Source organism: Curtobacterium sp. PhB170 (genome assembly GCF_003752345.1).
Classification (GTDB): Bacteria; Actinomycetota; Actinomycetes; order Actinomycetales; family Microbacteriaceae; genus Curtobacterium.
The window spans coordinates 447319-460920 of record NZ_RJUM01000010.1 but is presented as its reverse complement, the minus strand read 5'-3'; the positions used below and the strand labels follow the sequence as shown (position 1 = coordinate 460920).

General features: G+C 71.6%; 14 protein-coding genes. 4 read left to right on the top strand and 10 right to left on the bottom strand.

All coding sequences use genetic code 11. The annotated features are described in order from the left end of the window. Positions 1-77: 77 nt before the first annotated feature. The gene (locus EDF40_RS10100; protein WP_123339423.1) at positions 78-923 is read left to right on the top strand and encodes a LuxR C-terminal-related transcriptional regulator; all 846 of its coding nucleotides are present in this window, start codon (positions 78-80) and stop codon (positions 921-923) included. Here EDF40_RS10100 and EDF40_RS10095 read toward each other — a convergent pair. The 9 genes from EDF40_RS10095 to EDF40_RS10060 all read right to left on the bottom strand — a co-directional run bounded on the left by EDF40_RS10095 (position 907) and on the right by EDF40_RS10060 (position 10464). Continuing rightward, entirely contained in the window at positions 907-1401 is a 495-nt protein-coding gene (locus EDF40_RS10095) for a helix-turn-helix domain-containing protein (protein WP_123339422.1), read from the bottom strand. The two genes, EDF40_RS10100 and EDF40_RS10095, sit on opposite strands and share 17 nt — an antisense overlap. A 103-nt stretch (positions 1402-1504) precedes the next feature. Beyond that, positions 1505-2194, bottom strand: coding sequence for a response regulator (locus tag EDF40_RS10090; RefSeq protein ID WP_123339421.1), 690 nt, complete (start codon positions 2192-2194; stop codon positions 1505-1507). Beyond that, a complete protein-coding gene (locus EDF40_RS10085) occupies positions 2191-4683 on the bottom strand; it encodes an ATP-binding protein (RefSeq protein ID WP_123339420.1) in 2493 nt (830 codons plus the stop codon). The genes EDF40_RS10090 and EDF40_RS10085 overlap by 4 nt, the downstream gene beginning before the upstream one ends. Before the next feature lie 126 nt (positions 4684-4809). Further along, positions 4810-5415, bottom strand: coding sequence for a potassium-transporting ATPase subunit KdpC (kdpC, locus tag EDF40_RS10080; protein ID WP_123339419.1), 606 nt, complete (start codon positions 5413-5415; stop codon positions 4810-4812). A gap of 2 nt (positions 5416-5417) precedes the next feature. After that, a complete protein-coding gene (gene kdpB / locus EDF40_RS10075) occupies positions 5418-7514 on the bottom strand; it encodes a potassium-transporting ATPase subunit KdpB (protein ID WP_123339418.1) in 2097 nt (698 codons plus the stop codon). After that, entirely contained in the window at positions 7511-9199 is a 1689-nt protein-coding gene (gene kdpA / locus EDF40_RS10070) for a potassium-transporting ATPase subunit KdpA (RefSeq protein WP_123339417.1), read from the bottom strand. The genes kdpB and kdpA overlap by 4 nt, the downstream gene beginning before the upstream one ends. Then, on the bottom strand, positions 9199-9288 hold the full coding sequence (locus tag EDF40_RS10065) for a potassium-transporting ATPase subunit F (protein WP_017887940.1): 90 nt from the start codon (positions 9286-9288) through the stop codon (positions 9199-9201). Before EDF40_RS10065 ends, kdpA begins: the two co-directional genes overlap by 1 nt. Then, positions 9285-9422 carry a hypothetical protein gene (locus EDF40_RS19220; RefSeq protein WP_155896901.1) on the bottom strand — a complete coding sequence of 46 codons (138 nt, stop codon included), beginning with the start codon at positions 9420-9422 and terminating at the stop codon, positions 9285-9287. The genes EDF40_RS10065 and EDF40_RS19220 overlap by 4 nt, the downstream gene beginning before the upstream one ends. A gap of 94 nt (positions 9423-9516) precedes the next feature. Continuing rightward, positions 9517-10464, bottom strand: coding sequence for a YafY family protein (locus tag EDF40_RS10060; RefSeq protein ID WP_123339552.1), 948 nt, complete (start codon positions 10462-10464; stop codon positions 9517-9519). A gap of 62 nt (positions 10465-10526) precedes the next feature. On the opposite strand from EDF40_RS10060, the gene EDF40_RS10055 reads away from it, so the two are divergent. Then, on the top strand, positions 10527-10946 hold the full coding sequence (locus EDF40_RS10055; RefSeq protein ID WP_123339416.1) for a VOC family protein: 420 nt from the start codon (positions 10527-10529) through the stop codon (positions 10944-10946). A 19-nt stretch (positions 10947-10965) separates the two neighbouring features. Here EDF40_RS10055 and EDF40_RS10050 read toward each other — a convergent pair whose 3' ends face one another. Continuing rightward, entirely contained in the window at positions 10966-11796 is an 831-nt protein-coding gene (locus tag EDF40_RS10050) for a putative RNA methyltransferase (protein ID WP_123339415.1), read from the bottom strand. 35 nt (positions 11797-11831) lie between these two features. On the opposite strand from EDF40_RS10050, the gene EDF40_RS10045 reads away from it, so the two are divergent. Both EDF40_RS10045 and EDF40_RS10040 read left to right on the top strand, forming a co-directional pair. Continuing rightward, positions 11832-12587: an SDR family NAD(P)-dependent oxidoreductase gene (locus EDF40_RS10045; protein WP_123339414.1), complete on the top strand. Its 756-nt coding sequence runs from the start codon at positions 11832-11834 to the stop codon at positions 12585-12587. 76 nt (positions 12588-12663) lie between these two features. Beyond that, positions 12664-13602 carry an aldo/keto reductase family oxidoreductase gene (locus EDF40_RS10040; RefSeq protein ID WP_123339551.1) on the top strand — a complete coding sequence of 313 codons (939 nt, stop codon included), beginning with the start codon at positions 12664-12666 and terminating at the stop codon, positions 13600-13602.

Here is a 13602-nt window from a genome sequence, read left to right as displayed (position 1 = left end):
CGCTACCCGCGTCGGCAGGCATCCCACCCGATCGGGTGGCCCCGTCCGCACGGGTGGGACAGGTAGGTTCGGCTCCCATGGACGCATCGGGAACGGACCTGGAGGCCCGTGGCGGCTCCGCCAGTCGGCTCGCCGCCTCGGAACACGCCCGGACCGTCGCCGAGCAGGCGGACCGTCAGGCGCTCACCCTCGAGTCCGTGCTCGCCGTGCTCCGGTCGCCACGGGTGTCGGACGCCGCCGCGCGGGCCGAGGCCGTCGAGATCGCGTCGGCGGCACTCGTCGACCTGCGCACCGAGACCGACCACCAGCGCAGCACCCTGCTCGAGCCGGTCACCGGGGCGTTCTCGCGCCTCCGAGCCGACCTGCGCCCGCTCGTCCGGTTCGGCGACCTCGACGTGCAGTTCGTCGAGCCGCCCACCACCGGGCGCGCGCTGCCCGGCGACGTCGCCCACGCGGCCCGCGCCATCGTCCGGACCGCCGTCCTCGCGCTTGTCGACGGTGGTGCGGCCAAGCGGGTCCGCATCCAGTGGGACTGCGACGGCCGGAACCTGCTCATGCAGCTCCGTGACGACGGGTCCGGCACCCTCGACGTGCACGACGACGCCATGCGGCCGATCGCAGAACGGGTCGTCACCCTCGACGGCCGCGTCCAGGTCTCGAGCACACCGGACTGGGGCTCGGTCCTCGACATCTCGCTGCCCCTCGACCCGTCGCCGACCGAGGTGGACTCGGTCGCGGACGACGACCTCACCCCGCGGGAGCGCGACGTGCTGCGGCTGCTCGCGACGGGTGTCGGCAACCGCGAGATCGCCGAGGGCCTGGGCATCAGCGTCAACACCGTGAAGTACCACGTGGCGAACCTGCTCCGGAAACACGGGGCCCGCACCCGTGCCGAGCTCGCCGCCTTCAGTTCCCGGGCGTGACCCGCCGCGACCGCGACAGCGGGTACCGGCGGTCGAGCGAGGGTTCGACGACGGTCGCCATCAGGAACTGCGAGAGCAGCTTGCCAGCGGCCCAGTAGACGGGGATCACGAAGATCGCGAACCCGGTCCAGACCCCGGCACCGATGAGGGCGATCGTCCCGAGTGTCACGACGATGCCAACACCCGAGTAGAGGTACTGCCACCCCCGCGTCGCCGACTCGCGTTGCACCTGCTGCTGCTCCGCCCGCTCGTCGAGTCCGCGCACTCCGGGCTCGAGGGACTCCCGCTCCTCGGTGACGAACAGGTCTCGCACGGGCACCTCGAGCGCCGCGGCCACCGACGACAGCGACTCCAGGCTCGCGTCGTTGCCGCTCTCCATCCGCTGCACCGTCCGCACCGCGAGGCCGCTCGCCTCGGCCAGTCGTTCCTGGGTCCACCCGCGCAGCCGCCGCAGCTCCCCGATCCGCATCTCGTTCATGCCCTGAACACTAGGGATCCCCGGAACGACGCACCACGACACGGACCCGACACCTGCACGACAGCGACCCGCCAGTCACGCGACAGCGGTCCGACCGCCTTCGTCACCGCCCTCCCGGCGCGAAGCGGTACCCCATGCCGGACTCGGTGACCAGGTACCGCGGGGTCGCCGAGTCGGGCTCGAGCTTCCGCCGCAGCTGCGCCATGTACAGCCGCAGGTACCCGGAGTCGTTGCCGTGCGACGGCCCCCACACCTCGGTCAGGAGCATCTCGCGGGTCATCAGCCGGTCGGGGTTCGTGACGAGCACCTCGAGCAGGCGCCACTCGGTCGGGGTCAGCCGGATCGCGGGACCGCTGGCCGGGGTGACCTGCTTCGCGACGAGGTCCACGACGAGGTCGCCGATCCGGATCGTCGGCGCGCTGTCGACGCCGGCCGGGGCACGGCGTCGTCCGAGGGCCCGCAGCCGCGCCAGCAGCTCGTCCATCTGGAACGGCTTCGTCACGTAGTCGTCCGCGCCGGCGTCGAGTGCGTCGACCTTGTCGGACGAGTCGGTCCGTCCGGACAGCACGAGCACCGGCACCTGCGACCACCCCCGGATGCCCTCGAGCACCCCGATGCCGTCGAGCCGGGGCATGCCCAGGTCGAGCAACACCAGGTCGGGGCGTTCGGTGATGACGGCGTCGATCGCCGCGCGCCCGTCCTTCGCCGTCACGACCTCGTACCCGCGGGCGGCGAGCGTGACGGAGAGCGCTCGGACGAGTTGCGCGTCGTCGTCCGCGATCAGGACCTTCACCGGAGCTCCACTCCCACGTGCCCGGCGATCGGAAGCCGCACCACGACGGTGAGCCCACCACCCGGGGTGTCGTCGACCTCGATCGTGCCGCCCATGCCCTCGGTGAAGCCCCGCGCGAGTGCGAGACCGAGCCCGAGGCCCGTCTCGTTGTCGGTGTCGCCGAGCCGCTGGAACGGCTGGAAGACCTCGTCGACCCGGTCCGACGGGATCCCCGGACCGTGGTCGGCGATCCGGAGCTCGACCCCGCCGCCGAAGGCGCTCGCCGCGACGCGCACGCGGGTGCCGTCGGGGGCGTAGCGGACGGCGTTCGCGAGCAGGTTCACGACGACCCGCTGCAGCAGGACCGGGTCGGCGAGGACCGGCGGCAGGTCCGCAGGCAGGTCGAGGTCGACGTCGTCGGGCCCGAGCTCGAGCTCGTCGAGCGCGGGGGCGACCACCGTGTCGAGGGCCAGCGGCCCGGACGCGACCGCGAGCACACCCGCCTGCACCCGGCTGACGTCCAACAGGTCGGCCAACAGCACCGCCAGCTGACCGAGGCTCTCGTCGGCGGTCGCGAGCAGTGCCTCCCGGTCGGCCCTGGACAGGTCGACGTCCAGCGCACGCAACGACTGGACGGCGGCCGAGGCGGCCGCGATCGGCCGGCGCACGTCGTGGCCGACGGCCGCGAGGATCGCGCTGCGGACGCGGTCCGCCGCCGCGATCCGCTCCGCGTCGAGCGCGGTGCGCGTCAACGAGCGGTGTTCGACCGCGGCGTCGAGCTGCTGCTCGACGACGCGCAGCAGCCGGCGCTGGGTCGGGTCGTCCGCAGCGCCCGCGAACTCGAGCACGGCGCCGGACGGGAGGCTCGTGGCCGCGTCCGGCGTCTCGCCGAACGTCCCCGACGTGGCCGGTTCTTCGTTCCCCTGCCGGATCCGGACGCCGGCGAACCCGAAGGCCTCGCGGGTGCGGTCGAGCAAGGCCTGCAGGGCGTCGTCGCCGCGGAGGACGCTGCCGGCGATCCCCATCAGCAGGCCGGACTCCGCCGCGGCGCGACGGGCGGCACGGGAACGCCTGGCGGACCGGTCGACCACGAAGCTGACGAGCACGGCGCTGATGACGTACATGACCAGGGCGAAGAGGTGCCACGGCTGCTGCACCGTGACCATGTGCAGGGGTTGGACGAAGAAGAAGTCGAGGCTCAGTCCGGACAGCACCGCCGTGAACACCGCCGGCCACATCCCGCCGACGAGCGCCACGACGAGCACCAGCAACTGGTACGCCAGGACGTCCACGGTGATGGCGTCGGGGTCGCTGCCGATCGACAGGACCCAGGTGAGCAGGGGCCCGACCAGGACCGAGAGCACGAACGCGGCGAGGACCCGTCCACGCGACAGACTGCCGCCGAGCTTCGGCAGGGCGAAGCCACCACCGGCGCGCTCGTGCGTGACGACGTGCACGTCGATGTCGCCGGACTCACGGATCACGGTGTTGCCGATGCCCGGGCCGGTCAGGGCCGCGGCGAGCCGACTGCGACGGCTGACGCCGATGACGATCTGGGTCGCATCGATCGACCGCGCGAACCGCACGAGGGTCGACGGCACGTCGTCGCCGACCACCTGGTGGTACGTCCCGCCGAGCTGTTCGAGCAGGGTGCGCTGGGCACCGAGCGCCCCCGGGTGCCGCTCGCGCAGGCCGTCGTTCGTCGTCACGTGCACGGCCGCGAGTTCGCCCCCGGCACTGCGGGCAGCGATGCGGGCCCCGCGGCGCAGCAGGGTCTCGCCCTCGGGCCCGCCGGTCAGGGCGACGAGCACGCGCTCCCGGGTCTCCCACCGGTGCTCGATGCCGTGCTCAGCGCGGTAGGCCTTGAGCGCGTCGTCGACCTCGTCTGCCAGCCAGAGCAGCGCGATCTCGCGCAACGCCGTCAGGTTCCCGAGCCGGAAGTAGTTCGACAGGGCCGCATCGATCCGGGCAGCCGGGTACACGAGTCCGTCGGAGAGCCGCTCGCGCAGGGCAGCCGGTGCCAGGTCGACGACCTCGATCTGGTCGGCCGCGCGCACCACGGCGTCGGGGACGGTCTCGCGCTGCACGGTGCCGGTGATCTCGCGGACCACGTCGCCGAGGGACTGCATGTGCTGCACGTTGACCGTCGAGATGACGTCGATGCCGGCGGCCCGCAGCGCTTCGACGTCCTGCCAGCGCTTCTCGTTCGCACTGCCGGGAGCGTTCGTGTGCGCGAGTTCGTCGACGAGGGCGACCTCGGGTGCCCGGGCGGTGACGGCGTCGAGATCGAGGTCGTCCAGGTCGACACCGCGGTGCGAGACGGTGCGGCGCGGGACGACCTCGAGGCCGTCGACGAGCGCGGCGGTGGCGGCACGTTCGTGCGTCTCGACCACGGCGACGACGACGTCCCGGCCCTCGTCGAGCAGCCGGCGGCCCTCCTCGAGCATGGTGAACGTCTTGCCGACGCCCGGTGCGGCACCGAGCAGCACCCGTAACTTGCCGCGCTTCACGTGCTCATCCTCTCGCGTCGAGTTCCGCAGCGGGTGCGAAGCCAGGCGCAGGGCGGGATCGCGCCCCCGTGTGGTCATCGCGCCCCAGTGAGTCGGGGCGCGATGACCACCGCGGGGCGCAATCGATCACGAGGACGCCTTCGCCAGCGCGAGGTTCAGGGCCAGCACGTTCACGACGGGCTCGCCGAGGAACCCGAGCTGGCGCGACTCGGTGTGCTCGGTCACGAGCGTCCGCACATCGTCGACCGACATGCCCCGCGCGGACGCCACCCGCTGCACCTGCTGGAGTGCGTACTCGGGGCTGATGTCCGGATCGAGGCCCGAACCCGAGGCGGTGACCGCGTCGGCCGGCACCTCGGACACGGACACGCCGTCGGCCTTCGCGACCGCCTGCTGCCGCTCCTTGACGGCCTTGAGCAGGTCCGGGTTGTTCGGTCCGAGGTTCGAGCCACTGGACGCGTTCGCGTCGTAGCCGTCCTGGCCAGCTGCGGAGGGCCGCGACTGGAACCAGCGATCAGCCTGCTTGCCGGAGAACGACTGCCCGATGATCGAGGACCCCACGACGGCGCCCGACGAGTCGGTGACCTCCGAGCCGTTGGCCTGCTCGTGGAACACCCCCTGGCCGACGCCCCAGACGGCGAGCGGGTAGCCGACGCCGAGCACGACGGTGGCGAGCAGGGTGAGGCGGATGGCCACACCAGCGGAACGGACGGTGGAACGTGCAGATGCCATGACTAGAACCCCGGGATGAGACCGACCACGAGGTCGATCAGTTTGATGCCGATGAAGGGGACGATCACGCCGCCGAGCCCGTAGACGAGCAGGTTGCGGCCGAGGATCGACGACGCTGCGGCGGCGCGGTACTCGACGCCGCGCAGGGACAGCGGGATGAGCGCCACGATGACGAGCGCGTTGAAGACGACGGCCGACAGGATCGCGGACGACGGGCTGTGCAGCCCCATGATGTTCAGGGCCGCGAGCCCGGGGAACGCCGCCTGGAACATCGCCGGGATGATCGCGAAGTACTTCGCGACGTCGTTGGCGATGGAGAAGGTGGTCAGGGCACCACGGGTGATGAGCAGCTGCTTGCCGATCCGGACGACGTCGATGAGCTTGGTCGGGTCGGAGTCGAGGTCGACCATGTTGCCCGCCTCCTTCGCCGCCGTCGTGCCGGTGTTCATCGCGACGCCGACGTCGGCCTGCGCCAGGGCCGGGGCGTCGTTGGTGCCGTCGCCGGTCATCGCGACGAGGTTGCCGCCCTCCTGTTCGCGCTTGATGTACGCGAGCTTGTCCTCCGGGGTGGCCTCGGCCAGGAAGTCGTCGACGCCGGCCTCGTGCGCGATCGCGGCCGCGGTCCGGGGGTTGTCGCCGGTGATCATCACCGTGCGGATGCCCATCGATCGGAGCTCGGCGAACCGTGACGCCATGCCGTCCTTGACGACGTCCTTCAGGTGCACGACGCCGAGCAGGGCGACCGCGCCGTCCGAGGAGCGGCGGCCGACGACCAGTGGGGTGCCGCCCTGGTCGGAGATCTCCGCGACGGTGGAGTCGATCGCGGCGACCAAACCGGCGTCGGGGGTGTCAGCCCAGGCCAGCACCGCTGCAGCGGCACCCTTCCGGATCTGCGACCCGTCCGGCAGGTCGAGCCCCGACATGCGCGTCTGCGCCGTGAACGGCACCTCGACGGCGCCGTCCGGCAGCGCCGGCGTCACCCCGGCGTCAGCAGCGAGCGACACGATCGAACGACCTTCGGGCGTCGAGTCCGCAGCACTCGACAGGGCTGCTGCCGCCATCAGCGAGGCCTCGCTCACGCCCGGCACCGGCACCACCCGTGACGCCCGGCGGTTGCCGTACGTGATGGTGCCGGTCTTGTCGAGCAGCAGGGTCGTGATGTCGCCGGCCGCCTCGACCGCGCGGCCCGACATCGCGAGCACGTTGTGCTGCACGAGCCGGTCCATGCCCGCGATGCCGATCGCGGAGAGCAGGGCCCCGATGGTGGTCGGGATGAGGCAGACGAGCAGGGCGATCAGGACGGGGACGCTGACCGTGGCACCGACGAGTCCCGCGATGGGCTGCATCGTCAGGCAGACGATCACGAACACGATCGACAGCGAGGCGAGCAGGATGTTCAACGCGATCTCGTTCGGCGTCTTCTGCCGGGCTGCACCCTCGACGAGGCGGATCATCCGGTCGATGAACGTCTCACCAGGCGTCGAGGTGATGCGCACGATGATCCGGTCGGACAGCACCCGGGTGCCGCCGGTGACCGCACTGCGGTCGCCGCCGGACTCGCGGATGACGGGCGCGGACTCACCCGTGACGGCCGACTCGTCGACGGACGCGATGCCGTCGATGACGTCACCGTCGCCCGGGATCACCTCGCCGGCGACCACGACCACGACGTCGCCCTTGGCCAGGTCGACCGAGGCGATCTCCTCGGTCGCGTTGCCGACGGCTGCTGCGTCGGCCTGGTCGTAGCCGAGCACCCGGCGGGCGCTCGTGGTCGAGCGGGTCTTCCGCAGCGTGTCGGCCTGCGCCTTGCCCCGCCCCTCGGCCACCGACTCCGCCAGGTTCGCGAAGACGACGGTCAACCAGAGCCACACCGCGATGGCGATGGTGAACGCGGACGGCTCGACGACGGCTGCGGCCGTCGTCAGCGCGGCGCCGACCTCGACGATGAACATGACGGGGTTCCGCCACATCAGTCGCGGATCGAGCTTGCGCAGCGCGCCCGGGAGGCCCGCCACCAGTTGACGGGGTCCGAATGCGGACGAGCGGGTGGCCGGCTCCGGGGCGGTGGTCGCCTCGTGCTCGGAGGTCACGGATGTCATGACAGTCCTTCTGCGAGCGGGCCCAGTGCGAGCACCGGGAAGTAGGTGAGTGCGGTGACGATGACGGCGACGCCGCCGAGCAGCCCGATGAACAGCGGACGGTGGGTGGGCAGGGTGCCGGCCGTCTCGGGCACGCGGTCCTGAGCGGCGAGGGATCCGGCGAGCGCCAGGACGAACACCATCGGGATGAAGCGGCCGAGCAGCATCACGACACCGAGCGCGGAGTTCATCCACGTCGTGTTCGCGGTGAGCCCGCCGAAGGCCGAGCCGTTGTTGTTCGCACCCGAGGTGAAGGCGTAGAGCAGCTCGGACAGCCCGTGGTTGCCGGGGTTGAAGATCGACGTGCCGAGCACCTGTTCGCGGACACCGGGGATCACGAGCGAGAGTCCGGTCGCGAGGAGCACGAGGGTCGGCGTGACCAGGATGTACAGCGCCGCGAAGGTCATCTCCTTGGCGCGGATCTTCTTGCCGAGGTACTCCGGCGTCCGGCCGACGAGCAGGCCGCCGATGAACACCGTGATGACGGCGAGCACGAGCATGCCGTACAGACCGGAGCCGACGCCGCCGGGGGTGACCTCGCCGAGCATCATGTTCAGCATCGCCATCATCCCGCCGATCGGCGTGAAGCTGTCGAACATGCCGTTCACCGCACCGGTCGAGGTCGCGGTCGACGTCGTGCCGAACAGGGTGGTGCCGAGGATCCCGAACCGGGTCTCCTTGCCCTCCATCGCGGCGCCGGCTGCGTGCGTGGCGAGTCCGCCGCCACCGAGCTCGGCGATCGACATCACCGACAGAGACACGAGGAAGATCGCGCCCATCACGGCGAGGATCGCGTAGCCCTGGCGGTCGTCACCGACCATCCGGCCGAAGGTGCGCGGCAGCGAGAACGGGATGACGAGCATCAGGAAGACCTCGACCAGGTTCGTCCACGCCTGCGGGTTCTCGAACGGGTGCGCCGAGTTCGCGTTGAAGTAGCCGCCGCCGTTCGTGCCGAGTTCCTTGATCGCCTCCTGCGACGCCACGAACCCGTCGGGCAGGTGCTGCGTGCCGCCGACCAGCGTGGTGACGTCGGTGCCGCTCCCCCACGACTGGATGACGCCGCCGGCGACGAGCACGATCGCGAAGACGAACGCGCCGGGCAGCAGCAGTCGACCGACGCCGCGGACGACGTCGACCCACACGTTGCCGAGCGTGCCGGACTTGCGCCGGGCGAACCCGCGGACCAGCGCCACGGCGACGGCGAGCCCGACGGCTGCGGACAGGAAGTTCTGCACCGCGAGGCCGGCCATCTGCACGCTGTACCCGACGGTGGCCTCGGGTGAGTACGACTGCCAGTTCGTGTTCGCGACGAACGACGCCGCGGTGTTGAACGCGAGCGACGGGCCCACGGCGGGCAGCCCGAGGTCGCCGGGCAGCACGACCTGGATGCGCTGCAGCAGGTAGACGAGCAGGAGGCCGACGACGCTGAAGAGCAGCACGCCGCGCAGGTACACGGGCCACGACTGCTCGGCGTCCGGGTCGACCCCGATCAGCCGGTAGACCCCGCGCTCGATCCGGTTGTGCCGGACGGGTGTGAAGACCCGGGCCATCCAGTCGCCGAGCGGCCGGTAGGCGACGACGAGCAGCAGGACGAGCGTGGCGACCTGGACGATCCCCGCCCAGACGTCCGCGGTGCCCGCGCCCATCAGAACCGCTCCGGACGCACGAGCGCCCAGACGAGGTACACGACTGCGGCGATGCCGAGGACGGCGGCCGCGATGGTGATGCCGATCACAGCCGTTCCACCCCCTTGGCGATCAGTGCCACCACGCCGAACACGGCGAGGACACCGGCGACGACGAACACGTCGAACACGAGGGACTCCAGAAGGTCTGCGGTGTCCGCGCCGGGCGACGCGGACGGCACCACGTGTGGTGCCTGGACCGATGCTGGGTCCTGCGCCGGGCCTCCAGGCCGCTCCTAACGGTTTCCTCACGCCGCCCCGGCGGACGCATGCGCCCCGCTAACGCGCGCTCGCCGCCCGGAGCCGCGTGGCCAGTGCACCGACGGCGTCGCGGAGGTCCTCGGGACCCTCGACGACGAAGTCGACCGCGAACCCCGCGAACGCTCCGGCGAGCCCCGGCCAGGACCACGAGCCGAGCGTCACGCGGCTCCGCTCGTCGGACAAGGGTTCGACGACGGCGTCCTCGGGCAGGTAGGGCGTGATCGTCCGTGCGTCGGCGGCCGTCATGGTGACCGAACCGACGCACGGCCACACATCGGCCTGCGCAGATCCCTTGAACCGCGCCGACACGAAGGCCGCGGGGTCGTCACCGGGCACCGGCCGCGGGGTGAAGGGCACCCGTGTGCGCATCCGCGGGGTGATCCGGTCGACACGGTGGGTGCGCCAGTCGTCGTGGTCGAGGTCCCAGTCGAGCAGGTACCAGCGGCCGTTCCGGGCGACGACGGCGTGCGGTTCCACCCGGTGCAGGGTCTCGTCCTCGCCGTACCCGAACCGGAAGACCTCGCGCAGGTGGACGGCCTCGCTCACCGCGACGAGCACGTCCGGGTCGGTGCGGGTCCGCCCGGACGTCGAGACCGCCTGCACCGCGTCGATGCGCGACCGGAGCCGCGCGGGCATGACCTGCCGGACCGTCGCCAGTGCTCGGGCAGCCGACTCCGCGATGTCCGCGCCCGACGCGGGCGCGGCGGCGAGCGCCAGGGCGATCGCCACCGCCTGGTCGTCGTCGAACAGCAGGGGCGGCAGGTCCGATCCCGCTGCGAGTCGGTACCCGCCAGCGGGCCCGCGCAGTGCCTCGACCCGGTACCCGAGCTCGCGGAGCCGGTCGACGTCGCGGCGGACCGTGCGGGGGCTGACCTCGAGGCGTCCGGCGAGCTCGTCGCCCGGCCAGTCACGGTGCACCTGCAGCAGTGACAGCAGCGCGAGCATGCGCGAGGAGGGTCCGGCCATGCCGATCATTCTCGCCGGAGAAGCGGACACGATCTGACCGCATCGACGGTCATCCTCGTTCCATGAGCATCGAAACGACACCCCACCTCAATTTCGACGGCAATGCCCGCGAGGCCCTCGACTTCTACGCATCGGTCTTCGGCGGCGATGTCACCGCCGCCACCTACGGGCAGATGGGCGCCCTGGACGATCCCGCCTGGACGGACCGCGTCGTCTTCGGCCAGGTCTCCACCGACGCCGGGTTCCGGGTCATGGCCTTCGACGTCTGGCCCGGGCAGCCCTACGACCAGGGATCGAACGCGTTCTACGTGTTCGTGCACGGCGACGACACCGCCGAGATCGAGCGGTACTGGGCCGTGCTGTCCGACGGCGCCGAGATCCGGCAGCCCCTCGCTCCCTCGGCCTGGGCGCCGCTCGCCGGGCAGCTCCGCGACCGGTTCGGCGTGGTCTGGCAGCTCGACGTCGCCCCGGCTCAGGAGTAGTCGGTCGCGGTGGCCGCGGTCAGCGCGTCGGCGACCACGTCGACACCGTGACCGCGGCCGTCACCGTCGCTGGGGCGAACGCCGCGTCCGGTGCGACGTGGTGGTGGCTCGGCCCCATGTGCACGACGTCGTGGACGTCCTCGGCGGAGAGGTCCATCGTCCAGGTCAGGTGCTCGGAGGACCGCAGGACGAACGACGGCGTGAGCGAGTCGTGCAGCCGCCGCTCCTTCTCCGGGTCGACGGAGATCGTCGCCTCGGCCAGCTCTGCCAGGTGGCCGGTGCGCGGGGTCACGACGACCAGCACGCCGTCGGGGTGCAGGACACGGGCGTACTCGGTCTGGTTGCGCGGTGCGAAGACGTCGAGGACGACGGCGGCAGCGTGGTCGACGACCGGGAGGCGCTCGGTCACGTCCCCGACGACGGCTCCGGCACGTTCGTGGACGCGGGCCGCCCGTCGGATCGCGATGGCCGACAGGTCCAACGCGACCCCGAGCCTCCCGTCCGCACCGTCCGGAACGTGCGCTGCGTCCAGCGCACGCGCCAGGTACGTTCCCGGACCGGACCCGACGTCGAGCACGATGCCGGGGGCCGTCGCCTCGGCGACCACGTCGGCAAGCGCCCGCTCGACGGGCGCGTAGTGCCCGCGCCCCAGGAACCGCAGCCGCGCGTCGACCATCTCCGGGGTGTCCGCGGTGAGCGCCCGACGCTTCGCCGGCAGGAGCGTCAGGTGGCCCTGCTTGGCCTCGTCGAACCGGTGCCCGGTCGTACAGCCGACCTGGCCGCCGTCGACCCGACCGAGGGGCTCGGCGCACACGGGGCAGGCGAGCATCGGCAGCAGGTCGTCACGCACCGGCCCAGCGTACGGGGCCTCGCTAGCCTGGCCGGATGTCGCTGCAGCAGCTCTTCGGTCTCGACGGACGCACCGCCCTGGTGACGGGAGGCAGTTCCGGCATCGGACAGGCGATCGCGGTCGCTCTGGCGGACGCGGGAGCGCACGTGCGCATCGCGGCACGGACGGCTGCGACCATCGACGCCACCGTCGCGGCGATCCGGCAGGCGGGTGGCTCGGCCGACGGCATCGTCGCGGACCTGTCCTCGCGTGCCGGAGCACACGCCCTCGCCGACGCGGCGGGCGACGTCGACGTCCTCGTGAACTCCGCCGGGATCAACCTCCGGCCGCCGATGGCCGACCTCGACGAGGCCACCTGGGACGCCACGATGGCCGTGAACCTCGACGCACCCTTCCTGCTCGGCCAGCGGCTCGCGCCCGGCATGGCAGCACGTGGCCACGGCCGGATCATCAGCATCAGCTCGCAGCAGGCGCACCGTCCGTTCGCCGCGAGCGGCGCGTACGGGGTCTCCAAGGCCGGCCTGGAGGCACTGGCCCGGTCCCAAGCGGAGGCCTGGTCCGCGCAGGGGGTCACCTCCAACGTCCTCATCCCCGGTTTCGTGCGCACCCCGCTCAACGAGCGGCTCGGTTCCGACCCGGCCGCTGTGTCAGCGCTCGCGGCGCGGACGCTGGTCGGCCGGAACGGACTCGCGTCGGACTTCGCCGCGGCGGCGGTGTTCCTCGCCGGCCCCGGGTCGGCCTACGTCACCGGGCAGTCGATCGCGGTCGACGGAGGGTTCTCCGTCCACTGAGCGGGTGCCCGATGCGCCGGCCTGGGGTACTGGCAGGGCCTGCCTGCACCGGGGACCGGCTGGCAGGATCGTGGGCGTGAAGACACTGGAGTTGCCACAGACGGACCTCACCGCATCCGACGTCGTCGTCGGCTTGATGCGGATCAACGACATGAGCGACGAGGACATCCGCGCGCTCTACAGCGCCTCGCGTGACGCGGGCGTGAACATGTTCGACCACGCCGCGGTGTACGGCGAGTGGCACGGCTGCGAGGAGCGGTTCGGCGCGGCCGTCACGCTGTCGCCCGCGGAGCGCGCCGAGATCGTGCTGCAGACCAAGGTCGGCATCCGACCGACGCCGAAGGGCGCGTACTTCGACTTCTCGTACGAGCACATCCTCGAGTCCGTGCACGAATCGCTCGCCGCGCTGCAGACCGAGTACGTCGACGTCCTGCTCCTGCACCGCCCCGACGCCCTGGTCGAGCCCGAAGAGGTCGCGAAGGCCTTCGACGAGCTGCACGCCGCCGGCAAGGTGCACCACTTCGGGGTCTCGAACCACACCCCCGGCCAGGTCGACCTGCTCAAGAAGCACGTCCGCCAGCCGCTCGCGTTCAACCAGGTGCAGCTGAGCATCACCCACGCCAACGTCATCGCGCAGGGCCTCACGGCGAACATGGGTGGCCTCGACCAGTCGATCTCCCGCGACAACGACATACTCAACTACTCGCGGATCAACGACATCACGCTGCAGGCCTGGTCGCCGTTCCAGAAGGGGTTCTTCGACGGCGTCTTCCTCGGCGACCGCGAACAGTACGCCGACCTCAACGACGCCCTCGAGGAGATCGCCGCCGCGCACGGGGTCACCCCGACCGGCATCGCCGTCGCCTGGATCACCCGGCACCCCGCGCACTTCCAGGTCGTCCTCGGCACGACGAACCCGCAGCGTGTCCGCGACTCGGCGGCCGGCTCGGACGTCGAGCTGTCGCGTGAGGAGTGGTACCGGATCTTCACCGCTGCGGGGCACACCGTTCCGTGA

Coding starts and splice junctions, on each gene's coding strand:
- kdpC (WP_123339419.1), bottom strand. CDS start 5,415: ATGGCATCTGCACGTTCCACCGTCCGTTCCGCTGGTGTGGCCATCCGC.
- kdpB (WP_123339418.1), bottom strand. CDS start 7,514: ATGACATCCGTGACCTCCGAGCACGAGGCGACCACCGCCCCGGAGCCG.
- EDF40_RS10060 (WP_123339552.1), bottom strand. CDS start 10,464: ATGGCCGGACCCTCCTCGCGCATGCTCGCGCTGCTGTCACTGCTGCAG.
- kdpA (WP_123339417.1), bottom strand. CDS start 9,199: ATGGGCGCGGGCACCGCGGACGTCTGGGCGGGGATCGTCCAGGTCGCC.
- EDF40_RS10095 (WP_123339422.1), bottom strand. CDS start 1,401: ATGAACGAGATGCGGATCGGGGAGCTGCGGCGGCTGCGCGGGTGGACC.
- EDF40_RS10100 (WP_123339423.1), top strand. CDS start 78: ATGGACGCATCGGGAACGGACCTGGAGGCCCGTGGCGGCTCCGCCAGT.
- EDF40_RS10045 (WP_123339414.1), top strand. CDS start 11,832: ATGTCGCTGCAGCAGCTCTTCGGTCTCGACGGACGCACCGCCCTGGTG.
- EDF40_RS10055 (WP_123339416.1), top strand. CDS start 10,527: ATGAGCATCGAAACGACACCCCACCTCAATTTCGACGGCAATGCCCGC.